The sequence below is a fragment of the Rhodanobacter sp. IGA1.0 genome, from assembly GCF_040208325.1.
Taxonomy (GTDB): Bacteria; Pseudomonadota; Gammaproteobacteria; order Xanthomonadales; family Rhodanobacteraceae; genus Rhodanobacter; species Rhodanobacter spathiphylli.
Genome location: NZ_CP157948.1, coordinates 1892576 through 1918489, shown reverse-complemented (window position 1 = coordinate 1918489; position 25914 = coordinate 1892576). Strand labels below are relative to the sequence as shown.

Sequence of the window (25914 nt, the reverse complement as noted above, 5' to 3'; positions counted from 1 at the left end):
GTTCCAGCGATCAGGGTGAGGACAGACGGTAGGCGCCGATGTGGCCCTCGACGTCCTCGACGTAAACGATGTCGCCCACCACCACCGGCTGGGCACGGATCGCCTTCTTCGACAGCCGCTCACGGGCAGCCAGGGCGCCGTCACCGGTCTGCAACCAGTGCACGTAGCCTTCCAGGTCGCCCACGACAACGTAGTTGCCCTGCACGGCCGGTCCGGTGACCCAGCGATACTTCAGCGAGGCGTTCTTCCACATGTCGGTGCCGGTGCTGCGATCGAACGCCCACACCTGGGACTGGTCATCCACGCCGAAGATCGCGCTGGCATTGCTGGCCAGCGAGTCGAACGTGGAGAACGGATGCGACCACAGGGGGCGGCCGCTGGGGCCGTCGATGGCGGTCAGGTTGCCATGGTAGGCGGCGCCGTAGAGCGTGCTGCCGTCCAGCAGGATCGAACCGTCGGCGTCATTCAGCTTGTCGATCTCGGTGCGGCCTTCGCCGCTGGCCAGACGCTGCTCCCACAATTTCGAACCATTGTCCTGGCGCAGGGCCACCAGCTTGCCGTCGTCGCTGCCGAAGAACACCACGCCGTTGGCCACCAGCATCGTGCCGTTGCCACGCAGACTCAGCAGCGGCACCGTGCTCTGGTCGTAGACCCAGCGACGATGGCCGTCCGCGGCGTCCAGCGCATACACGCGACCGTCACCGGTGCGCACCATCACCATGTCGCCCACGATCACCGGCGACGCCATCACTTCGCCACTGACCTCGACTTCCCAGCGCGGGTTGCCGTCCTTGGCGCTCATGGCGTAAACGTGGCCATCCAGCGTACCGACCGCGAGCAGGTCGCCGCTTACAGCAGGGCCGCCCGCATACTGGGCATCCTTGCGCTTCTTGTCGCCCCAGCCAAACCAGCCGTGCGTGCGCGAGCTCTTCGTCCACAGCGTCTTGCCACTGGTGGCGTCGATGGCGGCGATTTTCCCGTCGGTGCTGTCGGCATACAGCACGCCGTCGACCACCGCCGGGCGCAAACGCACGCCGCTCACCTGGGCACCGTCACCGACCGTGGTCTTCCACAGCCGGGTGATCTGCACCGTCGACTTGAAATCCTTGGCCAGCGGCGTCGGCGGCTGGACGTTTTCCTTCTTGAAGGAATGGCAACCGGCGAGGGTTGCCAGCGAAGCCAGCGTGATCAACAGAAATCTTTTCATGCACCCTGCTTCCCGGCCACAGCCAGATCATCGATTTTCATCTGCAGCGCGCCGCGTTGCGGCGCTTCCTCGCCCAGTGCCGACATGGCGGCCTGATAGGCCTTGCGGGCTTCGTCCGGGCGTCCAAGCTTGACCAGCACATCACCGCGGAGTTCCTGTGCCAGCCCTTGATAGCTGTCCACGGGAATCTTGTCGAGGGTGGCCAGCGCTGCCTTGCCGTTGTCGGCGGCCATTTCCACCTGGGCCTTGCGCAACTGCGTGAGCGACTTCAACGCCGGCTCGGTGGCATGGCTCTCGGCCCATTCCAGCGAGGCCTCGGCCTTGTCCAGCTGCTTGGCTTCGACCTGCTGCTTGGCACGATCGCTGACGGCGAACACGGCAAACGGCGACTTGGCGTAATCCTTCATCAATTGGTCGGTCAGCTGCGCGGCGACATCGGTCTTGCCCGAGGCCTGCGCGATCTGCGCCTGCTGATAGAGCTGGGCAGCCTCGGCCTCGTTGCCAGCCTGGTGCTTGCGCCACTGCTGCCATCCGAAGATGCCGACCAGGCCGATCGCGATGCCGACGATGATCGAAACGCCATTCTCGCGCAGCCACTTCTGAACCAGCTCGCTCTGTTCGTACTTGTCGTATTCTTCAAATGCCATGCAATCACCATTCAAAAGGCCGCGCGCCCGCGGACGCGTGCAGGGGCCAGTGCGATAAATCCAGGGAAAAGCCGGTCACGTCCACTCGTGACCGAGTGGACGTCAGTGGGCAAGCATAACCGAAATGGCGCGCCCGAAGCGGCCCGGAATGGCGATCAGAGGCTGGCTGCAGAAGCCTTGCCGTCCTGCATCCGCACGCGGAAACGAGCCACGTTGGCCCGACGGAAATCATCGAGACCGACCTGAGCGCCGTCGATCACCACCTGCGCACCGTTGGCGTTGCCGATGCGCACGTCCAGCGCCTGGCTGCTGTGGTAGGTCTTGCTGGTCCCGGCGGGAAGCAAGCCGTATTCCAGTCGCGTGCCGTCCGCCTGCACCACTTCCACCCAGCTCGCCGAGGTGAGCGTCATGCTGAGGCTGTGGTCACCCACGCCGGTATCGGCCACGGGTGGCGTCGGTCGCGCCGGCGTCAGGCTGCTGTTCTCCAGGCTGGGAAACGGTGCCATGGAAGCGAGCAGCGGCTGATCCTGCGCCAGCGGTACGACCTGCTGCACCGGCGGTGGGGTGTTGACCGTCTGTCCGTCGGTCTTGGTGGCCTCGACCGCGGGCGCATCGAGCTGCGCCACCGGTGCTGCGTCGAGCGGGGCGAGGTGGGTGAGATCCCGATCCAGCGTGCCGCGCACGCCCAGCCAGATCATCGGCACCACGATGACGGCGGTCAGCACGACGTAGGTGGCTGCCGTGGCGTAACGATCCAGCAGGAAGCGCGAATGCGAGATGCCGCCCGTGGCTACCAGTGGTGTCTCGACGTGGCGGATGCGATCCAGTTCCACCTGGATCGATGCCTCATTGATGCCCAGATAGCGACCATACTTGCCGATATAGCTGGCCAGATAGACCTTGGAATCGATGCCCTCGTGCTGGTCGCGCTCGAGCTGGCGCAGGACGCGGGCGGGCAACTTCAGCGTATGGGCACAGGTTTCCAGGTCGAGCCCGCGGGCTTCACGCGCCCCATGCAGGCGACTGCCGAAACTTACCGCGTGGGGGTCTGTGGGCGACACATCCATGTTGGGCAAATTGATACCGGACAATTCGGGCTTGTCGGAGCTCTGCCCGGTCGGCTGGGATTGCATGGAGGTCATTGGCGGGTCGTTGAATTCAGCGCCTGCGCCTGCTCCGAATCCGGGAACTGGCTCAGCAGTCGCTTGCTGTAAGTGAGGGCGCCTTCCTTATTGCCCAGACGTGTTTCGATGTCGTGCCCCAGTTTGAGTGACGCGGCCGTCGGCTGGCCCAGCGCATCGAACCGCTGGAGGAACGCCCTGGCGCGAAACGCATCCTTGTTCAGGTAAAGCGTATTTGCAAGCTGGAAGAGTGCCTCTGCATTACCCGGATTTCTTGCGATGGCGTCACGAAAACTCGCTTCACCCCCCGCAATGTCGTGGGCGCGAAGCTGACAGACACCAGCATTGGTCAAGGCCACGTCGGGAGTCTGGTAGAACGGGTCGGCTATCGCCTTGCGGAAATACTGGTCCGCCTCGGCGATCTTGCCGGTATGGCAGAGGAAGACACCGAGGTTGTTGTTGGGCGCCCCCTTGTTCGGTTCCAGTGCAACTGCCTTGCGGTAATGCTCTTCGGCCTCGGGCAACCTGTTGATGCGTTCGTAGATCACCGCGATCACGGTGTGGGCCGGCGCGTAGCGGGGATCGAACTGCAGCGCCTTGGTCACTTTTTCCAGGGCCGTCTGCAGGTCGCCCGAGTTGAGGTAACGCTGGGCCAGCTCGGTATGGATTCGGGCCGCTTCCGTCGCCTGGTCACTCTGGCTGCTCTGCGGCATGCTCTTGCCCAGCGAACTGCTGTCGCTGTGCGTGGTGACGCAACCTGCCAGTGGCAGCCAAAGGCTGAACAGCACTACCCGCTCAAACCGCATGCGATGCCCCCTCTTCCTGTCGCTTCTTGATGTCGGCGCTGCGCCGGGTACGATCGGCGACCTGCCCGGCCAGTTGGCCGCAGGCAGCGTCGATGTCGTCGCCGCGGGTCCTCCGCAGCATGGTCAAAACGCCGGCATTGAGCAACTGGGTCTGGAACTGGTGGATGTCGTTCGCATCCGAACGCTTGAACTGGGTGCCCGGGAACGGATTGAACGGAATCAGATTGACCTTGCAGGTCGGCAGCTTGCGCATCAGCTTGATCAGCTGCCGCACGTGCTCGGGCTGGTCGTTGATGCCCTTCATCAAGGTGTATTCGAAGGTGATCGACGTGCGCGGCTTGCGCGCGACCCAGCGCTGGCAGGCAGCCAGCAGTTCGGCGAGCGGATAGCGCTTGTTGATCGGCATCAGCTCGGTGCGCAGATCATCGTTGGCCGCATGCAGCGAAACGGCCAGCGACACGTCGATGGCGTCGGACAGCTGGTCGATCAGCGGCACCATGCCGGCGGTCGACAAGGTGACGCGCTTGGCGGCCAGGCCGAAGCCCAGGTCGTCGCGCATCAGCTTCATTGCCTTGAGCACGTTCTCGAAATTGGCCAGCGGCTCGCCCATGCCCATCATCACCACGTTGGTGATGCGACGGTTCTGGTGAGTCACGTTGCCCAGGTATTTCGCCGCGACCCAGACCTGGCCGATGATCTCGGCGGTCGACAGGTTGCGGTTGAAGCCCTGCGCCCCGGTCGAGCAGAACTGGCAGTTCAGCGCGCAACCGATCTGCGAAGAGACGCACAAGGTGCCGCGGGTGGGCTCGGGAATGTAGACCGTCTCGATCGCATTGCCCGAGTCCATGCCCAGCAGCCACTTGTGCGTGCCGTCAGTGGCGACCTTGTCCAGCAGGGTCTTCGGTGCACCGATGTAGCAGACCTCGGTGAGCTTGGCGCGCAGCGCCTTGCCCACGTCGGTCATGTTCTCGAAGTTGTCTTCCAGGTCGTGGTAGATCCACTTCATCACCTGCTCGGCGCGGTACGGCTTCTCGCCGATCTGCACGAAGAAATCGCGCAGGCCCTGCCGATCGAAATCGAGCAGGTTGACCTTTGGGGTCGCAGCAGTGGTCACAACCTGATTCAAGACTTACCTCGGGCAAACTTCGGTGGCGGCGAAGAAATAGGCAATCTCCACCTTGGCGGTGTCGACGGCGTCGGAACCGTGCACGGCGTTGGCGTCGATCGACTCGGCGAAGTCGGCGCGGATCGTGCCCGGCGCGGCTTCCTTCGGATTGGTCGCGCCCATCAGGTCACGGTGGGCCAGCACGGCGTTCTCGCCTTCCAGCGCGGAAATCATCACCGGGCCGGAGATCATGAAATCGACCAGCGCCTTGAAGAACGGGCGTTCGCTGTGCACGGCGTAGAAGCCTTCGGCTTCCTGGCGCGACAGCTGCTTCATCTTGGCGGCGACGATCTTCAGGCCGGCCTGTTCGAAGCGTGCGTAGATCTGGCCGATGACGTTCTTGGCAACGGCGTCGGGCTTGATGATGGAAAGAGTGCGCTCCAGCGCCATACGGGTCTGCTCCGGAAAAAACGGATGATTGGGAAAGGGATGGTCGCCAGTCGAGGCCGGCTGAGGCCAAATCTGTCAGGGATTGAGGATTTAGCTCACGAAATTGTGACAGATTCTAACCCATACGCAAGTCGCGGCGCGTTTGCAACAAACGATCGTTTGACGGCCGCGGAGCTGTCCGCGTATGCTCAAACGATCGTTTGAACTGGCCCTTGGCTGCTGGATGATCCTCCCCGTGAACAGCTCCGTTTCAACCAAGGACCGCATCCTGGGCGCCGCCGAGCTGCTGTTTGCCCAGCGCGGCTTCGAAGGCGCCTCGCTGCGCCAGCTGACCACCAATGCCGGGGTCAACCTGGCCGCCGTCAATTACCACTTCGGTTCGAAGGAAAAGCTGGTCGAGGAGGTGTTCCGCCGCCGCCTCGACGCGCTGAACGAAAGCCGACTGGCCGCACTGGCGCAAGTCGCCGGCGCGCCCGAGACCACCCTGGAAGACGTGCTCGAAGCCTTCATCCGCCCGGCACTCGACCTTTCCCACGACGACAGCGGCGCCCTGTTCATGCGCGTGCTGGCCCGCGCCTTCGCCGAGCACGACGACACCCTGCGCCAGTTCCTTTCCGCCAATTACGGCCATGTCATGCGCCAGTTCACCGCCGAATTCGCCCGCCTGCTGCCGCAGCTGAGCAAGCAGGAGCTGTACTGGCGCATCGACCTGGTGACCGGCGCGCTGACTCATGCCATGTCCGGCTTCGGCATGATCCAGCGCAAAAGCGATGTCAGTGAGAACGCCCATCGCGAACAGACCGCCCTGCACCTGATCCGCTTCGCCGTGGCCGGCCTCAGCCACCCCTGAATTCACCTGTCCCACCTCTTGCACGTTTGGAGAAGCCAATGACTGCTGCATCCTCCCCCACCCCCGGCTTGCGCATCCGCAAGGCCGCCGTGCTGGGCGCCGGTGTCATGGGCGCGCAGATTGCCGCGCACCTGACCAATGCCGGCGTCGAAACCGTGTTGTTCGACCTGCCCGCCAAGGACGGCCCCAAGAGCGGCATCGCGCTGAAGGCGATCGCCAACCTGGCCAAGCTGTCGCCCGCGCCGCTGGCCGACAAGGCGCTGGCCGCCTCGATCATCCCGGCCAACTACGACGACGATCTCGATCATCTGAAGGACGTCGACCTGGTGATCGAGGCGATCGCCGAGCGCATGGACTGGAAGCTCGACCTGTACAAGAAGATCGCCGGCCACCTGTCAAAGACCGCGATCATCGCCTCCAACACCTCGGGCCTGTCGATCAACACGCTGGCCGAGGCGCTGCCCGAGGAAATGCGCCACCGCTTCTGCGGCGTTCACTTCTTCAACCCGCCGCGCTACATGCACCTGGTCGAGCTGATCCCGACCAGGCTCACCGACAAGAACGTGCTGGATGGCCTCGAAGCCTTTCTGGTCACGACCGTCGGCAAGGGCGTGGTGATCGCCAAGGACACCCCCAACTTCATCGGCAACCGCATCGGCGTGTTCTCGATGCTGTCGGCGATGTACCACACCGACCAGTTCAAGCTCGGCTTCGACACCGTCGACGCGCTGACCGGTCCGGCGCTGGGTCGCCCGAAGAGCGCCACCTATCGCACCGCCGACGTGGTCGGCCTGGACACCATGGCCCACGTCATCAAGACCATGGCCGACACCCTGCCCGACGATCCGTGGCACCAGTATTTCAAGGCGCCGGTGTGGTTGCAGGGCCTGATCGACAAGGGCGCGATGGGCCAGAAGACCGGCGGCGGCTTCTACAAGAAGGTCGGCAAGGACATTGTCGTACTGGATGTGGCGAAGCAGGACTTCCGCCCATCCGAGCAGAAGCCGTCCGATGAAGTGGCCGCGATCCTGGGCATCAAGGACCCGGCCGAGAAGTTCGGCAAGCTGCGCGCCAGCACTGATCCGCAGGCGCAATTCCTGTGGGCCAGCTTCCGCGACCTGTTCCACTACAGCGCCTACCACCTGGCCGACATCGCCGACACCGCCCGCGACGTCGACTTCGCCATCCGCTGGGGCTACGGCTGGAAGCTCGGTCCGTTCGAGACCTGGCAGGCCGCCGGCTGGCAGCAGATCGCCGAATGGATCAACGACGACATCAAGGCCGGCAAGGCGATGAGCAACGCGCCCCTGCCCGCCTGGGTCACCGACGGCCGCAAGGGCGTGCATGGCAAGGACGGTTCGTACTCGGCCAGCGCCAATGCCGACAAGCCGCGCTCGCAGCACCCGGTGTACCGGCGCCAGCTGTTCCCCGATCCGATCCTCGGCGAAAAGTTCGACACCGGCACCACCGTGTGGGAGAACGACGGCGTGCGCCTGTGGACGCTGGGCGACGACGGCATCGGCATCATCTCGTTCAAGACCAAGATGAACACCGTCAATGACCACGTGCTCGACGGCGTCCAGCACGCGATCAAGCTGGCCGAGGAAAAGCTCAAGGCGGTGGTGATCTGGCAGACCGGCGAGCCGTTCTCCGCCGGCGCGGACCTGAAGGGCGCGCTGGGCCTGTTGAAGGAAGGCCGGTTCGACGATTTCGAGAAGATGGTCACCAACTTCCAGGCCACCAGCATGGCGATCAAGCACTCGCTGGTGCCGGTCGTTTCCGCCGTGCGCGGCATGGCCTTCGGCGGCGGCTGCGAATTCCAGATGCATTCCGCCAGGACGGTTGCAGCACTCGAAAGCTACATCGGCCTGGTCGAGGCCGGCGTCGGCCTGCTGCCCGCCGGTGGCGGCCTGCATGAGCTGGCGATCCGCGCGGCGAAGGCCAACCCGGCCGATCCGTTCGAGGAGCTGAAGAAGGTGTTCGAGACGGTGGCGATGGCCAAGGTCTCCGCCAGCGCGTTCGAGGCGAAGAACCTGGGCCTGCTGCGCGACGGCGATGTGGTCGTGTTCAACGCCTACGAGCTGCTCTACGTGGCCAAGCAGGTCGCCAACGCGCTGGCCGAGAGCGGCTACCGCCCGCCGCTGCCCGCCAACGCCATCCCGGTCGCCGGCGACGTCGGCACCGCCACGTTCAAGGCCTCGCTGGCGAACCTGCAGGCCGGCTATTTCGCCTCGCCGCACGACATCGAGATCGCCACGCGCATCGCCGACACCTTGTGCGGCGGCGTGATCGAGCGCGGCTCGACCGTCGACGAGGAATGGTTGCTGGCACTGGAACGCAAGCACTTCGTGGAGCTGGCCAAGACCGAAAAGACCCAGGCCCGCATCGCCCACACCATGACCACCGGCAAACCTTTGAGGAACTAGTGAGCGCGCTGCGCGCGCGGAAGTGAGGAGTGAGAGTCGAAGCCCAGGCTTTCTTTCACTTCTCACTCCTCTCCACTCTTTTCTCACCCTTTTGGAGTTCCGTCATGACCAAACAAATCCAGGACGCCTACATCGTCGCCGCCACCCGTACCCCGGTCGGCAAGGCGCCGCGCGGCGTATTCCGCAACACCCGCCCGGACGACATGCTCGCCCACGTGATCCGCAGCGTGATGGCGCAATACCCGGGCATCGACCCGCACCGCATCGGCGACGCCATCATCGGCTGCGCCATGCCCGAGGCCGAGCAAGGCATGAACGTGGCGCGCATCGGCGTGCTGCTGGCCGGCCTGCCCCACACCGTGCCCGGCGTCACCATCAACCGCTTCTGCTCGTCCGGCCTGCAGGCCGTGGCGATGGCGGCCGATCGCATCCGCCTGGGCCTGGACGACCTGATGCTCGCCGGCGGCACCGAGAGCATGAGCATGGTGCCGATGATGGGCCACAAGATCGCGATGAACCCTGCGATCTTCCAGGATGAAAACATCGGCATCGCCTACGGCATGGGCATCACCGCCGAAAACGTGGCCAAGCAGTGGAAGGTCAGCCGCGAGCAGCAGGACGCGTTCGCCGTCGAGAGCCACCGCCGTGCGCTGGCCGCCCAGGCTGCCGGCGAATTCGACGACGAGATCAGCCCGTTCGCGCTGGACGATCACTACCCCGACCTCGCCACCCGCCAGATCGTCACCGACAGCCGCACCATCAGCGCCGACGAAGGCCCGCGCGCCGGCACCACGATGGAAGTGCTGGCCAAGCTGAAGACCGTGTTCCGCAACGGCCAGTTCGGCGGCACCGTCACCGCCGGCAACTCCAGCCAGATGTCCGACGGTGCCGGCGCCGTGATGCTCGCCAGCGAAAAGGCCATCAAGGAATACAACCTGCAGCCGCTGGCCCGCTTCGTCGGCTTCTCCGTCGCCGGCGTGCCGCCGGAAGTGATGGGCATCGGCCCGAAGGAAGCGATTCCCAAGGCACTCGCCCAGACCGGCATCACCCAGGATCAGCTGGACTGGATCGAGCTCAACGAGGCTTTTGCCGCCCAGGCATTGGCGGTGATGGGCGACCTCAAGCTGGACCCGAGCAAGGTCAACCCACTGGGCGGCGCCATCGCGCTCGGCCATCCGCTTGGCGCCACCGGTGCAGTGCGCATCGCCACGCTGGTGCACGGCATGCGTCGGCGCAAGCAGAAGTACGGCATGGTGACCATGTGCATCGGTACCGGCATGGGCGCAGCGGGGATTTTCGAGGCGCTCTGACGTTTGTCATTCCGGCGGGGCCGGAGTCGCCTCATGACAGCGAAGCGCCTTGTCCCGTGACACCAAAAAAAGAACGGCACCGTAGCGATACGGTGCCGTTCTTCATCTCAGTCCGCCGAGCGGACCGTCGACGGGGCTAGATGCCGTCTGAGGCCGGCAACGTCAATTCAGCCCGCTGCTCGGCATCGGCCGTGTTCCATCGGCGCATGTAGTCGAGCTTCTTTTCGGTGATGTCCGCCGCATGCTCGCGATACCACGCTTCGGCGGCGGGCGTGACACTGACCCATGCGGTCTTGGCCATCCATTCGCGGAAATCGGACGACTGCGTGCTGTACTTCGCACCTGCCTGATTGTGGATCGGGAGCAGTGAGAAACGCGCCTTCCACACTCCAATGCGCGGGCTCACCAGTGTGTAGTAGGTCTTCCCGGCGTCCAGATGCGCGACCATGAAGTCCGCGTTTTCCGCGATCACCATGAACAGGTGCTCACCAGGTTCGGCCTGATAGGCGATCTTGGTCTTGCTGGAGACGATGCCGATGAACTTGTCCTGCTTATCCCGGGTGTCGTACACCGAGGACTGGATCGCGCCACCGAGCGACGACGGCCGCATGAACACTACCAAAGCCTTGCCCGGCTCGGGCTTGGGATCCGCCCCTCCCGACTTCACCATCAACGACGACTGGCAGCCGGTCAGGCCAGCCAGCAACAACATTGCCAAACTCCATCGTATCAATTGCATTGGTTTTCCCTGTTTGTGTCACTGTAAGGTTTGTTACTGCGTCAGCTCTCTGGTAATCACACCCCTCATCCGGCAGCGCGCGGGTTCCGTACAAAAGCAGATGAATTTCTTTCCCTGATCCCATCACTCCTTATCCAGCCCGGCATGCGGTTGCCGCCACTTTTTGCCTGGCGTTTCGCCGGGTCCGGTAGTTGCAAGGCTGGTAACGGCTGCGGTGATCGACCAACGCTGCATGGTCACCCATTTTTCCCGGATTACCCGGCAGGGCACGGACCTGCCGCGCGTGAACAACGGGGTTCGATCAAATTCACGACCCTGCTTTGCGTACAGCCTCGCCAGCACCTTGCCCACACCATGCAATGCCACTGCAAGGCCGGCAACATGGTCACCGATATTGCCCCTAATATCCTGAGCTGTATCCCGGTATCGGCAGGAAGTAGCGCGCCCAGTTCTTGAATTCGACGGGAAGATCGTTGGCGCTCAGCAGCCACCAGTTCGGCCATGCGACGCAGGTGGCGCATTGGTCCGGCACGGCGTTGATCGCCGCCTGTGTCAGTCCGGGGCCTCCCAGCGGGAACAATCCCTTCTTTGCCTTCAGCTGCGCGGAGGCAATCAGGTAGTAAGGCGGGCCTCCGGCCGGCAGTTGACCATGATGGCTATAGACCGTGTCAACCACCAGCCAGCCGGCCTGGCCCGAGTTTTCGACCAGCAGCGTGCTCTTCGCGCGCTTGAGGTCGAACCACATGATGTCGGTCTTGTTGGCGAAGCTGGGGACGTTGCAGGTGGCGTCGGTAAAGTTTCCATCGGGCCCCTTGCTGAAGGAGTGATTGGTGAATTTCAGCGCCTGGATCGCGGCGAAGTCCTGCGTCACTGTGCGGACATTGCCCATCCAGGCCGCGTCGAACGTGGATGATCCGGGAAGCGTGACGAAGGTCTTGTCGGTGGACGCATTCAGCACCTCGTTGTCCTTGAACCCCAGGATGTGCCAGGCGAGCTGCCGCGCCACGGTGTTGAAGATTCCGCAATTGCAGGACTTCGCCAGGTTGGTACCGTCCAGCAACGGTATGCCGCCGGTGCCGGCTCCGGCTATCGCCGGGGGCTTGCCCGGAGCGATGGGGCCGCTATGCGAGGTCGAGCCGTTGTTTCCGGCCGTATCTATCCAGACCCAGTTGTTGGCTCGCGCATAACGCCACAGATTGGCGTTCAAGTTGTGCCAAAGGGTGGTCTTGTTGGCAATGTCGGCCAGAGGGTAGCCAGGCATGTTGACGATGTGGGCGGCAGGTTTGCCCGTCCAGCCATAAGCTGCAAGCAGTGTGTCGATAACCGGTTGTGAAGGCATGCCCATCAACTCCCTTGGTGGCCGATCAAAAGAGGCACCGGAAAACCGGGCCCAAGTCGGATGCTTCTGTCACATGCACAAGTCGAGTTCCCCATTCCCGCGGCACTGCGCGGTAGGGAACGTGGAATCGAAGTCACCTGTCACCCGTAGTCGACATGTTCGTTCCCGACTCGTGCGAGGAGATCGAAATGCAAGGTCATGAAGCTGCAAGCTTCATGACTTCGATGCCGGCGAAAAGCAGCCGGTGGTGACGAACGGATTCGCAGGGAAAGCCTGTTGCGATCGGCGAGCATGTGATGTCGCTCCAGCATCTGTCTTGCTGCCGTCGTAGCGGCAGTGCAGATGAAGGTGGCGACGGTCGGTCTGCGTTCCATGGACATCCATTCCCCCCGGAATCCGATCGAGGATAGCGCAAAAAGTACGGGGCGTACCGACGCGGCCGGCAAATCCGCCCTCGCGTGCGACAGTTCGCGCACCCCGCCTCGCAGGGTATAGTTCGGCGGGCATGGCGGGTGTCCTGCCCGGCCACGAATCCAAGGGGAAAGTCATGGGTCTTTTTCAGGCAGTGGCGGGATCGATCGGCGGCACGCTGGCCGATCAGTGGAAGGATTTCTACACGATTCCGGACGGCCTGCCGTCAACGGCGGCGCTGTTCGCGGCGGTGCCTCAGGGCAGCAATGCCGGGCGCGGTTCGAACACGCACGGTTCGTCGAACATCATCACCAACGGTTCGAAGATCGTCGTGCCCGAGGGCTACGGCCTGCTGCTGTTCCAGGACGGCAAGATCACCGGCTTCGCCGCCGAGCCGGGCGGCTACGAGTGGAAATCGGACGACCTCAACTCGACCTCGATCTTCACCGGCGGCGGCTTCGTCGATGCGCTGGTCAAGCAGAGCTGGGAGCGCTTCAAGTTCGGCGGCCAGCCGGGCTCGCAGCAGGCGGCGTTCTTCGTCTCGCTGAAGGAGCTGCCGGACAACCGCTTCGGCACGCAATCGGAAATCTACTGGGACGACGCCTTCCTCAACACCCAGGTCGGCGCGGTGACGCGCGGCTCGTACACGCTGAAGATCGTCGACCCGATCCTGTTCGTGAAGAACTTCGTGCCGGCCTCGTATCTGCAGCCGGGCAAGGTGTTCGATTTCACCGACATTGACAACGCCGCGGCCAGCCAGCTGTTCAACGAGGTGGTGGGTTCGCTCGCCCCGGCTTTCAGCCTGTACTCGAACGACGGCAACAAGGAACACCGCATCACCAAGCTGCAGCAGGATTCGCTGGGCTTCGCCAAGAGCCTGTCCGATGCGGTGGAAAGCGCCTACCAGTGGAAGTCCGATCGCGGCCTGGCCATCGTCAAGACCGCCATCGTCTCCATCGAGTACGACGCGAACACCCGCGAACTGCTGAAGACGGTGCAGCGCGCCGATGCGCTTTCCGGCGCCCGCGGCAATTCCAACTTGCAGGCCAGCGTCGCCGCCGGCATGCAGGCGGCCGGCGAGAACGGCGGCGCGGCGGGCATGATGGGCATCGGCATGGCGTCGGGCATGATGGGTGGCATCGGTGGTTTGCAGCAGCCGGTGGCGCCAGCCGCACCGGCGGCCGACGACCCGATCGCCAAGCTGAAGAAGGCCAAGGAGATGCTCGACCTCGGCCTGATCTCCCAGGCCGATTACGACGCGGCAAAGGCCAAGGCCCTCGGCCTTTAAGCGGCGAACGGCGCACACACCATGAACACCACCATTCCCCCGCTGCCACCGGGGCCGCCGCCTACCGGCCCCGGTTCGCCGCAGGATGTGCCGCCGCCACGCGGCAGCTTTCCGATCGATCCGGCCTCCCTGCCCCCGCCAATCCGCGACGAGTTGCAGGCGCCCGATCCGACCGCCATCGACACGGCCGCCGACGAGCTCAAGGACGGCCTCAACCGTTGTCCGAAATGCGGCTCGACCGAGATCCGGCAACGGCCCGGCACCGACCTGCTGATCTGCATGTACTGCCGTCACGAATGGCATGGCGAGGGCGTCGAGGAGGCCTTCGGCCTGGGCGAGGGCATCGACCGGTTGCAGGGCACGGTGATCGCTTCCGGCGCGCGCGACATCAAGGCCGACACCGCCAGCCTGATGACCTTCAAGTGCCCCGGCTGCGGCGCCGAGGTCACGGTCAATACCGCCAGCGCGATGACCGCGCGTTGCCACTGGTGCCGCCACGTGTTCGGCGTCAACGAGCAGGTGCCGAACGGCGCGGTGCCCGATGCAGTGCTGCCTTTCCACATCAGGAAGGACGACGCGGTCGCACGCATCCGCCAGTTCGTCGACAAGCGGCGGTTGTTCGCACTGAAGGCGTTCAAGGAAGAGTTCACGCCGGAGAACGTCGTCGCCGTCTACCTGCCCTACATGATCGTGGACGGCAACGTCAGCGCCAGCGTCGCCGGCCAGGGCGAGATCAAGACGCGCGAGTACACCCGCGACAAGAAGACCTACTACGACGCCGATGTCTACAGCCTTGACCGCCACGTGGATTTCACTGTGGACGACCTGCCGCTGGAATCCTCCGCCCGGCGCGGCAACCTGGACACGCGCACCAATACCAACAACATCATCAACACGATCCTTCCGTTCGACACCAAGAACGCGGTGAAGTGGAACGCGTCCTACCTCACCGGCATCACCTCGGAAAAGCGCGACATGGATGTGGAAAAGCTGCGCCCGCAGCTGGAAGACGAGCTGCTGTCGATCGCCCGCGCCCAGGTCGAGAAGTCGGTGGCCCGCTACGATCGGGGGGTGCGCTGGGAGCAGGAACAGCTCAGCGTGCATGGCACGCGCTGGGTGTCGATGTACCTGCCGGTATGGCTGTATTCCTATCACCAGCCCGGCCCCAACGGCGGCATGCTGCACTACATCGCGGTGAACGGCCGCACCGGCGAAACCATGGGCAGCGTCCCGGTGCAGCAGTGGAAGCTGCTCACGGCTGCGCTCACCGTCGGCGGCTTTCTCGAAGCCATCGCACTCTTCATCCTGGGGCATTCGTCATGAGCGACGACAGTGGACTGTGGCTGCTGACACTGGGGCCGGCCGGGGCAGCGGGCCTGTACTGGACCCTGTACCGGTATTACCGCAATACCGACAAGTCACACGACTTCGAACACGAGACGGCCGTGGTGGCCAAACCGGTGACCGGCTCGGAACAGAAGATCGACGAGGTGAAGGGCACGCGTGACTCGCGCATCCGCGGCGACAACGTCCACGCCTACCGCAAGCGCGTGCAGCGAGTGCCCGGCGGCTCCGGATAAAGGCCCCTGCGGGCCTTGGCGCGCGCGGCATGGCGCGCTGTTGGCTCTACGCCGGACAACGGCCGGGCCGGAGCCACGGCGTCTCGAAGCAAGCACACTTTTGGGCATCCATACGGCACGGGAGCAGCGGACATGGGTATCGGCATCGGCATGCGGGGCACTGATCTTCGGAAGTTCCTGATGGTGGCGCGGGATCGCAACGTCATCCTGCTGGTGCGCCACACCAACGAGGATTCGCTGCGCTACGTCTGCGTGCCCGGCTACTATCCCAAGCCGGCCCTGATCAAGGCCAAGACCGCCGACCTCAACCCGCCGGCGGTCGTGCGTTCGGTGGGTGGCCGCATGGTGAGGCAGGAGTACGTCATCGCCGGACTGGTGGTGCATCCGGGCATGCATCCCGGGGCATACAAGCCGGCCAAGCTACACAAGGCGATGGATGCCTGGCACGACGGCATGCATTATCTGGCGGAAAACATGCCGGCCGCGGGTGATCCGCAGCGCCCGGAAAGCTGGGCCAGCTGGGGCGTGGGTCGCGTGGCTCACTGCTCGGCGGAGTGGCGCTGGCGTGTCGACGTCGACCCCGCCTCCCGCCACTACGGCTGCCTGCAGCTGAACCATGCCGGCAAGGGCTGGGTCTACATCCACGGTGACTACGACCTCAAGGACGTGATCGTCCGCGGCAACGAGACCGACAACCGGCGCCACGAAGGCCAGCTCCACGGCGTCAGGAACTTCACCCCGCTGCTCACCAACATGGAATTCGAACGCATCCGCGTCTCGCTGAACCAGCTGATCGGCACCGACATGGTGCAGCATGGCGCGGAGGCGCAATTCGCCTGGCACGGCGACGAGCCGATCACGGTCGCTTTCCCCGACTGGAGAATCCTGCTGCTGACCGACGCCACGACGGTGCAGCGATGGTACGAAGACCTGAACCGGTCCGTGCTGGCGAACAAGGGCCTCGACTACGCACGTGACCGCTCGCGCATGTTCCACTTCGGGCCGCAGGGCATGTTCGCGCCCGGTGCCATGCCGGCGTCAAGCTGGGGCTGAGGAGGGAGCCCGGCGGGCCTGACGCACCCGCCCCGCCTGCGAAGCGGGCACTTCCCGTCGCCGCTCCGGCGGCAGCATCGCCCGCCCCTGCCCCACGGACCCTCCCGCGACCGCGGATCCGCGCCTTCAGGCACGGTGGCCCCATCACCAGCGGGTCATCGCGGTCGCTCCGCATGGCAGCAGGCACGTCTTGGCGCAGGTTTGCGGCCGATCGGCCCGGCGCATGGGCCGCATCACGTCCGTGCGCATCGCGCCGACATGGCAGCGCCATGTCCGCTTTCGAAAGGATTTCCCGCTAGACAGGAAGAAGCCGGCCGCGATCCACCATGGACAACCGCTTTGGCCGTGGGTGCCGGCGGCAAGGCATCAGTCATGCGAACGCCCTGCAGGAAACCTTGTTGTTCTTCATTCCCGATACGGAGAAACCCATGCGCAAATGCTGCCGTTCACTCGCGACCCTGTTGCTTGTCACTGCCGTTGGCCCGGTTCTGTCGCAGACGCCGCCGGAACTGGCGGCGGAGCAGGTGGCGCAAGACCTCAATGCCAGTGCTTTCCCCGTCGGACGGCTGGGGGTCGCGGAACAGAAATTCGCCCAGGGCTTCAGCCTGCACGAGACCGGCGTCGTCACCCACCTGATGCTGCCGCTCAATTGCACGTCGGCGCCGGAGGTCATCGTGGTCCACGTGACGATCCAGAGCCTGAGCAACGGCGTGCCGTCCGGGCACGCGCTGATGTCGCAGGACGTTCCCGGCTATGCGCTGGATTCGTGGGCGTCGATCAACGGCACGCAAGGCATGCGCATGATCGAATTCGAGCGGCCGCGGCTGCTGCTGTCCGGTGACTATGCCTTTACCGTCGAGGCGAGCGGCGGCAGCTGCATGCTCTGGACAGGCCCGCTCGGCGACAGCTACGCCGAAGGCCAGGCATTCATCATCAACAGCCCGTGGATCACGGCGTGGTTGCCGTGGAATCGTGACTTGTCGTTCCAGGTATTCCAGCGGCCGCGCTAAGTCGCTGCCGTCGCGGAGTGTCACATTGCCAGTTTCCTGGCGAGTGCTTCCGCCGCGGCGCGGCTGGTTTCCTGCGGCAGGACGGATTCACGCAGCACCGGCAGCGCCTGCGCCAGCAAGTTGCGTGGTTCCGCCCTGTCACCACGTTCGAAGCGGATCTGCGCCAGCTCGGCGCGGGCGGCGGCGATGTCGAAAGGATTGCCGTTCACCTGCAACCGCTGCAGCGCTTCGCGTTGCCTGGCCTCGGCCGAGACCAGGTCGCCGCGCATGCGCGCGAACGCGGCGTCGTAACGCAGGAACTGCGCGAACCTGGCGTGGGTCGGCGGCAGGCCACGCTTCGTGTAGCGCGCGCGGGTCTCGTCCAGCAGTTTCTGGCCGTTCGCGGCGTCGCCCGATCGCAGTGCGGCCTCCACCATGGCTTCCAGCACCAGCGCATAGTTCTCCGAGTCCTCACCCTCGGATCGACGCACGCGTTGAAGCAGTGCCGCCAGCTCCGCATTCGCGTCCGCGGTTCGGCCGTTTGCCAGCAATTGCTGGGCGTACTTCACTTCCACAGGCGGGCGGCGCAGGTCACCGGCTTCCTCGGCCCCCCTGCCCAATTCGGCCATGGCCAGCCGCGCGGAAGCCAGGCCGTTGACGTAATCGCCGACCGCGTATTGCAACGAGGCCAGGTTGCTCGCGATGGCGGCATTGTTGCGCGGTCCGGTGTCGCTGCGCGGCATGTGCTGCTGGACGTGTCCCTGCATCGCCAGCGCTTCGCGATAGCGTCCCTGGCCGGACAGTGCATGGGACAACACGGAATACAGGATGCCGGTACGCGTATCACCGCTGCTGCCGGTCGTTTCCGCCATGGCGATGGCCTGACGGGCGGCGGCCTCGGCCTGTGGATATTGCCCCAGCAGGATCAGCGCCTCCGCCCGGTTGCGGATGAGCTCGATGCGCAGCGGGGACTCCGGCGGCATGCCGCGCCGGTCGGCGAACGCGATGCCCTCGTCGCTGGCCTGCAGCAGGCGCGCGCGATCATCGGCGAAGCGTGCGCCGGCGGCGATCAGCGCATACACGTGCAGCACCACGTCAGCCGGCGGGTCTGGCATGCGCATGGCCAGGGCCAGCGCTTCGTCGGCCTGCCTGCGGCAGGCAGGAAGGCCATATTTCTGCACGTGGGCGATGGTGATGTTGGCGAGAGAGCGCAATTGCTGCTCGGCGTCTTCCGGGGCGAACTGCCTGCGCAGCGCGACCGCCTGGTCAGCCGCGGCCAGGGTTTCCGGGAATCGTTCCAGCGATTCGAGCGCCCGGGATTCGATCACCAGATCGTCGGCCAGCACCAGCGCATCGGTGCGATCGCGCGGTTGCACGCCCTTCGTTCCGGCTTGCAGCATTTCCGCCGCCCGCTTGGGGTCATCAAGCGAGAAGTAGAGGCGTCCGAGCATGCGCTGCACCGGTTGCCGCACCTTGGGATCGACGCCGCCATGCCGGTCCAGTTCGGTGCGCGCATGGTCGAGCAGTTGCCGCACGCTCACGTCCGCCTTCAGCGATTTTTCGGGCGAGGCGGCCGCGAATATCTCGGTGAGGAACTGCATTGCCGCGTTCGCGTTCGCGCTTTCGCGTTGCGCGATGTTCGCCTGCACTCGCGCCACGTGCGCCTGCCACAGCGCCACGCCGGTTCCGGCAAACAAGGCGACGGCTATCGCCGCGATCGATACGGCCAGCAGGCGATTGCGGCGCAGCCACAATCTTGCACGTTCACTGCGCGACAGACGCATGGCCGCGATCGGGCGGTCGTCCAGCCAGGCGCGAAGATCGCGTCCCATGGCGTCGGCGGACGCGTAACGGGCTTCCGGATCACGGCGCAGGCAGGCCTGCACGATATCGGCCAGGCTGCCGCGCAGCGCACGCGACAGCAAGGCGGGAGTGAGCCCGCCGCGCAATGCAGCCTGTTCGGCGGATGCGTTCGCTGCCGCGCGCGTGAGCGGTTCGGGCTCGCGTGCCAGCTGGCGCAGCTGGCTGGCCACCGGAGTGTCGCGGGTCAGCCCGAACGGGTGCGTGCCGGCCAGCAGGCGATGCAGTACCACGCCCAGTTGCCACAGGTCGGTGGCCGTGGTGATCGGCGCGTCATGCAGTTGTTCGGGCGAGGCGTATTCGAAAGTGAGCGCGCGGTCGAGGGTCGCGGTCGCGTCGGCGCCTTCGAGCTGCTTGGCGATGCCGAAGTCCAGCAACTTGACCCGCCCGTCCGCGTCCACCAGCAGGTTGGATGGCTTCAGGTCGCGATGCACGACAAGGTTGCGGTGCGCATAACCCACCGCGTCGAGGACTTGCAGGAACAACACCACGCGTTCGCGCAAGCCGAGATTCCCCGCGTCGCACCAGCAGTCGATCGGCGCGCCGTCGATGCGTTCCATCACGAAGTAGGGTTCGCCCCCCGCGCTGATCCCACCGTCCAGCAAGGTGGCGATGTTTGAATGCCGCAGCCCGGCCAGGATCTGGCGCTCGCGCAGGAAGCGTTCGCGCGCCACCGTCGAATCGGCGCTGGCGCGGATCAGCTTGAGCGCAGCCTGCTGCGCATAGGCCCCGTCGTCGCGCTGCACGGCATACACCGCGCCCATGCCGCCGTGGCCGATCACCTCGACGATGCGCCAGACGCCGATGCTGCGCCCGATGGCCGGGTCCTGTGGCGGGTCGCCCGCGTCCTGGGCAAGCGCATGGCCCCACGCCGCCGCGTCGCCGCCGAAGGGTTCGCCTTCCGCGGCGTCCGCATCGAGCAATGCCTGCACCTGGGCGCGGAGGGCGACGTCGTCGCCGCACAATTCGGACAGGCGGGCCTCGCGCCCTGCCCCGGCCAAGTCAGCCACTTCGTCGAAGATGGCCAGCGCACGCTGGCGCCGCTGCGTCTCGCTCACGCCTGCATTTCCGCCAGCAGGAAGGCGCGCGCCCGGCGCCAGTCACGACGCAGGGTGCGATCGCTGATGTCCAGCATCGCGGCGACCTCGACCTCGGAATAGCCGCCGAAGTAACGCAATTCGACGATCTGCGCGGCGCGTTCGTCGAGCTGGGACAGGGACGACAGCAGTTCGTCCAGCGCCAGCACCTCGACCGCGGCCTGTTCGCCCTTGCCCAGCGCGGCGCTCAGGGTCAGCGCGTCCTGTCCGCCGCCGCGCTTGTCCGCCTTGCGGGCGCGCGCGTTGTCCACCAGCACCTGCCGCATCGCCCGCGCGGAAAGCGCCAGCAGATGGTTGCGGTTCGCCGCCGCCATCTGCGCGCCACCCAGCTTGAGGTAGGCCTCGTGCACCAGCGCGGTGGTCTGGAAGTCGTCGCGCATGCGCCGAAGTTGCGACCGCGCAGCGCGCTTGAGTTCATCGTAGACCGCCGAATAGGCCTGGCCCAGCGCCGCGCTGTCTCCCGCGCGGGCACGGGTGAGCAACACAGTGACCTCGGGCTGCTGTGATGTCGCCTGCATGGTGTTTTTCCCCAAGCGTGTCCGCTTTCGAGGCGGAGTTTCGCATAGATCAATCAGACCGGCAGTCCGCCGGGACACCAGAGGGGAAAACCATGCATCGCCACATTGCGCGTCGCCATCGCCTGCCGGCGGCTTCCATCCTGTCGCTGGCCTTGTTGGCAGCGCTGTCCACTCCTGCCTTCGCCGCCGATCCGGCTTGTGTCGACACTGCCGGCAATCCGACCGGAGCCTCGACCGACCAGGGAAACGAGGGCGGCACCGACAACGCAACCTGCGCCTCCGCCACGAGTGCCTTCGGCCATTCGAACATGGCCAGCGGGATCGATAGCAGCACGTTCGGCAGTTACAACATCGCGTCCGGATACGAAGGCAGCGCCTTTGGCGTGGGGAATTTCGCCCAGGGGCAATGGAGCAGTGCGTTCGGCGGCTTCAACCAGGCCACCGCGCTGGAGAGCAGCGCGTTCGGCTTCAGCAACCGGGTCGAGGGCGAACATGGCAGCGCCCTGGGCTATCGAAACCTGGCCACGGCCAATGCCAGCAGCGCGCTGGGCTTCCGCGCCACCACGGCGGGCACTGGCAGCACGGCACTGGCGGGGTGGTACGACGCCAACGGCAATGGCGTCGAAGACATCGACCTGGACCTGGACCTGGACGGCATCAATGAGTCGTCCAGCGAGACGGCCTACACCGCTGGCAGCAGCGCGGTCGCGCTGGGCGCCAGCGTGGCGGCGAAGGGAAACTACAGCGTCGCGATCGGCGTGGACAACAGCGCCGAGGGACAGAACAGCATGGCCATCGGCAGCCACAACGTCGCCGGCGCCGACGCCCTCGCCTTTGGCGTCGGCAACAGCGTTGAGCCGAACAGCAGCGCCTTCGGCTTCGGCAATGCGGTCCTGGGCTCCAGCAACTACGCCTTCGGCGGCGGCAACCATGTCGAAGGGCTCGGCAACAACGTCTTCGGCCTCAACAGCAAAGTCGAGGGCACGAATGCCAACGCCTTCGGCATCGTCAACGAAGTGCAGGGGGACAGGGCCAACGGCTATGGTTACAACAACAAGGCCTACGGCGCCGACAGCAGCGCGTTCGGCAACGGCAACCACGCCGGCGGCGCGTCCAGCAGCGCATTCGGCACCGGCAACACGGCCAATGCCCCGCGCAGCAGCGTGTTCGGCTATCGCAATACGACATGGACAGCCGACAGTACGGCATTCGGTGCCGGCGGTTCTGCTTTCGGCATGGGGAGCTTGTCGGTGTCGAGCTGGTTCGATTTCAATGGCAATGGCGAAATGGATCTGGATCTGGATGCCGCCGGCAACCCGGGTTGTCCGACCGTCGACTGTGTGGCCAGTACCGAGGGTGCCGTCGCCGGCGGAATCTGGTCGGTCGCCGTGGGCGGCGCGGTGTGGGCGCGCGGCGACAAGAGCGTGGCGATGGGACAGGCCAATACCGCCATGGGCGCGAGCAGCACGGTGCTGGGCTCGCACGGCACGGCCACCGGCCGGGGTAGCCTGGCGCTGTCCACGTTCTTCGTCGCCGAAGGCACGCCCACGCCCGACGTCGACACCGATGGCGATGGCGCCAACGACGCCTACAGCCGGGGCGCGATCGCCGTCGGGGAAAGTGCCGTCGCGGTGGGTGCCGGCGTACGTGCGGATGGCGCCTACAGCAGCGCGTTCGGCAATGGCAATATTGCCGGCGCCGATTACGCCAGCGCGTTCGGCTTCGGGTCCGAAGCACGGAACATCGGCAGCACCGCCATCGGCTACCAGGCCGTCGCCGATCGCGACTACGCGGTCAGCGTGGGCCAGATTGGCGTGGAACACCAGATCATCCATGTCGCCGCCGGCACCGAGGCAACCGACGCGGTCAACCTGGGCCAGTTGAACACGGCCATTGCCGGGGTCAGCGGCGGCGGCACGCCAGTGCACTTCTTCAGCGTCAATTCCGCCGATGGCAGCGCCGGCAATTACAACAATGACGGGGCCACCGGCACGGATGCCATCGCGGCAGGCGTGAACAATCTCGCAAGTGGCAGGCAGAGCAGCGCCCTGGGCACCAGGAATACCGCTTCGGCAGACTTCAGTACGGCCGTCGGCAACAACAACACGGCCACCGGCATGTATGCCCAGGCCTTCGGCATCAACAACACCGTCAGCGGCACGTCCGGCATGGCCTTCGGCGACATGAACACGGCCGGCAATTACGCCAGCGCCTTCGGCCGTTTCAACAACGCCGTCGGTGACAACAGCGTCGCCTTCGGGCTGGTCAGCAATGCGAACGCCGAGGCCAGCGCCGCGTTCGGCATCAATGCCACGGCCAATGCCACGCAGAGCACGGCCATCGGCTTTGGTGCGGTGGCCGACCGCGAACACACCATCTCCGTCGGCAGCGCCGGCAGCGAGCAGCAAATCACCCACATGGGCGATGGAGCCGAGGACTTCGACGCCGTCAACGTGCGGCAGTTGCGTTCGGTCGTGGACTGGTTCGGCGGCGGCGCCACGTTCACCGGCGGTGTATTCACCGCGCCGACCTTCGTCGTCCAGGGCAGCAGCTTCAGCGATGTGGCCTCGGCGTTCGCGGCGGTGGACACGCAACTCACCGGTCTGCACGACCAGATCGACAACATCGAAGTCGGCTCCGGCTCCCAGGGTCCGGCCGGTCCGGCCGGTCCGCAGGGGCCGCAGGGTCCGCAAGGCCCCGCCGGTCCGCAGGGGGAACCGGGCGTGGATGGCACCGGCAGCGGCAGTGCGCTGGCAGTCGAGTACGACGACGCAGCCAAGGCGACGGCAACCCTGGCCGGGGCGGATGGCACCCAGGTGAAGAACATGGCCGACGGTGTCGATCCGATGGACGCGGTGAACAAGCGGCAGATGGATGCCGGCGATGCCGCCACCCTCGCCACATCCGAAACCTATGCCGATACCACCGCCGCGCAGACGCTGAACTCCTCGAAGTCGTACACCGACAGCAGGTTCGCGACCTGGAACGACAGCTTCACCCAGTACCAGCAGGAGGTCGGCAGGCGCTTTGCGCAGACCGACAAGCGCATCAGCCAGGTCGGTGCGATGGGTGCCGCGATGACCCAGATGGCGGTCAATGCATCCAACGGCAGCGGCCCGAATGGACGCCTCGCGATCGGCATGGGCGCGCAAGGTGGCCAGGGCGCGGTATCGATCGGCTATGGCAAGCGCGTCGGCGACCACGGCTCGTTCTCGCTGGGCGCCAGCTTCAGTCGCGGTGAGTCCAGCGCCGGTGCAGGCTTCGGCTTCGACCTGTAAGCGCTTCGGCGGAACGAGCGGAACGGCGCGGGCAACCGCGTCGTTCCGCTCGCTGTTCATGATGGCCCGCAGCCGGCCCGCAGCGGCGCAGCGCGCCAGTCGCGCGGAATTCACGGCCCCTTTCGCACAGTAGACCGGTTACGAACCATCGCCGGGAAGCCGGCATCGGCCCGCGGCGGAAAGGCAGGTGGACATGCGGCATCTCATCAAGGTGGTCGGATCGACGATGCTCGGCCTGGCGCTGGCGGCCTGCTCGCCACCGGCGCCGGTGGTCAAGCCGGTGTCGACGGCCTTGCCGCCGGCCATGGGCACGCCCGCTGCGCGCTACGTGCACGGCGAAGCCGATCGGCACCGGGACCAGTCCGGCTTCCGCCTGCTGATGCGCAGCACCAATGCGCTGATGAGCCGGGTGGCGCTGGCCGACCATGCGCAGCGCTCGCTCGACCTGCAGTACTACATCTTCGACAACGACGCGACCGGACGACTGATGGCGCAGCGACTGCTGGCCGCGGCCGATCGCGGCGTGCGCGTGCGCCTGCTGGTGGACGACATCAACGCCAGCCAGGCGATCGACCTGTTCGATGCACTGGACACCCATCCGAACATCGAAGTGCGCCTGTTCAACCCGTTTGCGACGAAGAGCCCGTCGCTGCTGTCCAAGGCCACCCAGTTCCTGCTCGACACGCACCGGCTCAACCGCCGCATGCACAACAAGTCGTTCATTGCCGACGGCAACGTGGCGATCGTGGGCGGGCGCAATATCGGTGACGCGTACTTCGACGCTGGCGAAGATACCAACTTCCGTGACCTCGACCTGGTCGCGATCGGCCCGGTGGTGAACCAGGCCTCGCACGCCTTCGACGAATACTGGAACTGCGACGCGGCCTATCCGGTCAAGGCGTTCCACGGCAAGCACGCCGACCACTACGACCTGGCGAAACTGCGTATCGAGCTGGCCCACGATGCACGGGCGTTCGCGCAATCGGATTATGCACAGGCGACGCTGGACAACCTGCCCCACGGCGCATCCGCCGATCGCCCGGGCAACTGGTTCTGGGGCCCGGCCACGCTGGTGGCTGACCAGCCGTCCAAGATCGAGGCCGGTCCCGACCAGCCGCAATTGCGCATCGGTCCGGACATCGAGGCGATGACCGATGCCGCGCAGCACGAACTGCTGCTGATCTCGCCCTACTTCATTCCCGGCGAACGCGGCACGGCGTACCTGGAAGCGCTGGCCAGGCGCGGCGTGAAGGTCAAGGTGCTGACCAATTCGCTCGCCTCCAACGACGAGCCGATCGTGTATTCGGGCTACTCGCGCTATCGCCGCCCGCTGCTGGAAAGCGGCGTGCAACTGTTCGAACTGCAACCGGCCGCGGGCGCACCGCAGCCGGCGACCTCCGGTGGCACCTCGTCCGGCGTCAGCCTGCACGCCAAGGCCATCGTGGTGGATCGACAGAAGGTGTTCATCGGCTCGATGAACATGGACGCGCGCTCGAAACTGCTCAATACCGAAATGGGGATCATCGTCGACTGCCCGCCGCTGGCCGCCGCGGTGACCGAGTTCTTCGACACCGCCACGTTGCCCGAATACGCCTACCACCTGTCGCTGAAAGTTGACGGCTCGGCGCAAGGCGTCATGCAATGGCAGGCCACCGAACATGGCAAGCCGGTGACCTACGACCACGACCCGGGTGTCACCACCAGCCGCCGGGTCGAAGTGCAGATGCTCAAGCTGTTGCCGCTGGAGAGCCTGCTCTGAGCATGTGGACGTTCCGGCTCGGCTGCGTTTGCTGGACGCAGATCGCAGGTGCCTTGGCAGGGCTGGCCATCGCCATGGTCA

Annotated in this window: 20 protein-coding genes; 10 read left to right on the top strand and 10 right to left on the bottom strand. The window is 65.5% G+C overall.

From position 1 onward, the window contains the following. Nucleotides 1-10: 10 nt before the first annotated feature. From bamB to ndk, 6 genes are all read right to left on the bottom strand, one after another. Nucleotides 11-1207 carry an outer membrane protein assembly factor BamB gene (bamB, locus tag ABNK63_RS08625; RefSeq protein ID WP_040673418.1) on the bottom strand — a complete coding sequence of 399 codons (1197 nt, stop codon included), beginning with the start codon at nucleotides 1205-1207 and terminating at the stop codon, nucleotides 11-13. Then, nucleotides 1204-1854 carry a tetratricopeptide repeat protein gene (locus ABNK63_RS08620; protein WP_007808863.1) on the bottom strand — a complete coding sequence of 217 codons (651 nt, stop codon included), beginning with the start codon at nucleotides 1852-1854 and terminating at the stop codon, nucleotides 1204-1206. The genes bamB and ABNK63_RS08620 overlap by 4 nt, the downstream gene beginning before the upstream one ends. A gap of 155 nt (nucleotides 1855-2009) precedes the next feature. Then, nucleotides 2010-2996, bottom strand: coding sequence for a RodZ domain-containing protein (locus ABNK63_RS08615; RefSeq protein ID WP_350015399.1), 987 nt, complete (start codon nucleotides 2994-2996; stop codon nucleotides 2010-2012). Then, nucleotides 2993-3763, bottom strand: a complete 771-nt coding sequence (gene pilW / locus ABNK63_RS08610) for a type IV pilus biogenesis/stability protein PilW (protein ID WP_238530948.1) — start codon at nucleotides 3761-3763, stop codon at nucleotides 2993-2995. Before pilW ends, ABNK63_RS08615 begins: the two co-directional genes overlap by 4 nt. A gap of 7 nt (nucleotides 3764-3770) precedes the next feature. After that, nucleotides 3771-4907 carry a 23S rRNA (adenine(2503)-C(2))-methyltransferase RlmN gene (gene rlmN, locus ABNK63_RS08605; protein ID WP_040673416.1) on the bottom strand — a complete coding sequence of 379 codons (1137 nt, stop codon included), beginning with the start codon at nucleotides 4905-4907 and terminating at the stop codon, nucleotides 3771-3773. 3 nt (nucleotides 4908-4910) lie between these two features. After that, complete coding sequence (gene ndk / locus ABNK63_RS08600) at nucleotides 4911-5336, bottom strand: nucleoside-diphosphate kinase (RefSeq protein ID WP_007808857.1); 426 nt, start codon at nucleotides 5334-5336, stop codon at nucleotides 4911-4913. A 184-nt stretch (nucleotides 5337-5520) separates the two neighbouring features. Here ndk and ABNK63_RS08595 point away from each other — a divergent pair, with 184 nt between their 5' ends. The 3 genes from ABNK63_RS08595 (at nucleotide 5521) to ABNK63_RS08585 (ending at nucleotide 9922) form a co-directional block, all read left to right on the top strand. Continuing rightward, on the top strand, nucleotides 5521-6186 hold the full coding sequence (locus ABNK63_RS08595; RefSeq protein ID WP_350015398.1) for a TetR/AcrR family transcriptional regulator: 666 nt from the start codon (nucleotides 5521-5523) through the stop codon (nucleotides 6184-6186). 38 nt (nucleotides 6187-6224) lie between these two features. After that, a complete protein-coding gene (locus ABNK63_RS08590) occupies nucleotides 6225-8612 on the top strand; it encodes a 3-hydroxyacyl-CoA dehydrogenase/enoyl-CoA hydratase family protein (RefSeq protein ID WP_350015397.1) in 2388 nt (795 codons plus the stop codon). A gap of 104 nt (nucleotides 8613-8716) precedes the next feature. Beyond that, nucleotides 8717-9922 carry an acetyl-CoA C-acyltransferase gene (locus ABNK63_RS08585; protein ID WP_007808852.1) on the top strand — a complete coding sequence of 402 codons (1206 nt, stop codon included), beginning with the start codon at nucleotides 8717-8719 and terminating at the stop codon, nucleotides 9920-9922. A 136-nt stretch (nucleotides 9923-10058) separates the two neighbouring features. Here the strand turns inward: ABNK63_RS08585 and ABNK63_RS08580 are convergent, their stop codons facing one another. Together ABNK63_RS08580 and ABNK63_RS08575 are read right to left on the bottom strand one after the other, a co-directional pair. Next, the gene (locus ABNK63_RS08580) at nucleotides 10059-10634 is read right to left on the bottom strand and encodes a hypothetical protein (RefSeq protein WP_007808850.1); all 576 of its coding nucleotides are present in this window, start codon (nucleotides 10632-10634) and stop codon (nucleotides 10059-10061) included. 427 nt (nucleotides 10635-11061) lie between these two features. Continuing rightward, complete coding sequence (locus ABNK63_RS08575) at nucleotides 11062-12000, bottom strand: hypothetical protein (RefSeq protein ID WP_157582233.1); 939 nt, start codon at nucleotides 11998-12000, stop codon at nucleotides 11062-11064. 547 nt (nucleotides 12001-12547) lie between these two features. On the opposite strand from ABNK63_RS08575, the gene ABNK63_RS08570 reads away from it, so the two are divergent. From ABNK63_RS08570 to ABNK63_RS08550, 5 genes are all read left to right on the top strand, one after another. Next, nucleotides 12548-13699 (top strand): SPFH domain-containing protein, encoded by a 1152-nt coding sequence (locus tag ABNK63_RS08570; protein WP_007808844.1) that lies wholly within the window; start codon nucleotides 12548-12550, stop codon nucleotides 13697-13699. A gap of 21 nt (nucleotides 13700-13720) precedes the next feature. Further along, entirely contained in the window at nucleotides 13721-15022 is a 1302-nt protein-coding gene (locus ABNK63_RS08565; protein ID WP_007808842.1) for a hypothetical protein, read from the top strand. Further along, the gene (locus tag ABNK63_RS08560; RefSeq protein WP_007808840.1) at nucleotides 15019-15279 is read left to right on the top strand and encodes a hypothetical protein; all 261 of its coding nucleotides are present in this window, start codon (nucleotides 15019-15021) and stop codon (nucleotides 15277-15279) included. The genes ABNK63_RS08565 and ABNK63_RS08560 overlap by 4 nt, the downstream gene beginning before the upstream one ends. A 132-nt stretch (nucleotides 15280-15411) precedes the next feature. Then, nucleotides 15412-16332, top strand: a complete 921-nt coding sequence (locus ABNK63_RS08555) for a hypothetical protein (protein WP_007808839.1) — start codon at nucleotides 15412-15414, stop codon at nucleotides 16330-16332. A 326-nt stretch (nucleotides 16333-16658) separates the two neighbouring features. Continuing rightward, entirely contained in the window at nucleotides 16659-17342 is a 684-nt protein-coding gene (locus ABNK63_RS08550) for a hypothetical protein (protein WP_007808838.1), read from the top strand. 20 nt (nucleotides 17343-17362) lie between these two features. Here ABNK63_RS08550 and ABNK63_RS08545 read toward each other — a convergent pair whose 3' ends face one another. Further along, nucleotides 17363-20239, bottom strand: coding sequence for a serine/threonine-protein kinase (locus tag ABNK63_RS08545; protein WP_350015396.1), 2877 nt, complete (start codon nucleotides 20237-20239; stop codon nucleotides 17363-17365). Beyond that, nucleotides 20236-20796: an ECF-type sigma factor gene (locus ABNK63_RS08540; RefSeq protein WP_007808836.1), complete on the bottom strand. Its 561-nt coding sequence runs from the start codon at nucleotides 20794-20796 to the stop codon at nucleotides 20236-20238. The genes ABNK63_RS08545 and ABNK63_RS08540 overlap by 4 nt, the downstream gene beginning before the upstream one ends. A 17-nt stretch (nucleotides 20797-20813) precedes the next feature. On the opposite strand from ABNK63_RS08540, the gene ABNK63_RS08535 reads away from it, so the two are divergent. Then, nucleotides 20814-24074 carry a YadA-like family protein gene (locus ABNK63_RS08535; protein WP_350017169.1) on the top strand — a complete coding sequence of 1087 codons (3261 nt, stop codon included), beginning with the start codon at nucleotides 20814-20816 and terminating at the stop codon, nucleotides 24072-24074. A 193-nt stretch (nucleotides 24075-24267) separates the two neighbouring features. Next, nucleotides 24268-25833 carry a phospholipase D family protein gene (locus ABNK63_RS08530; protein WP_040673409.1) on the top strand — a complete coding sequence of 522 codons (1566 nt, stop codon included), beginning with the start codon at nucleotides 24268-24270 and terminating at the stop codon, nucleotides 25831-25833. The last annotated feature ends 81 nt before the right edge of the window (nucleotides 25834-25914 follow it).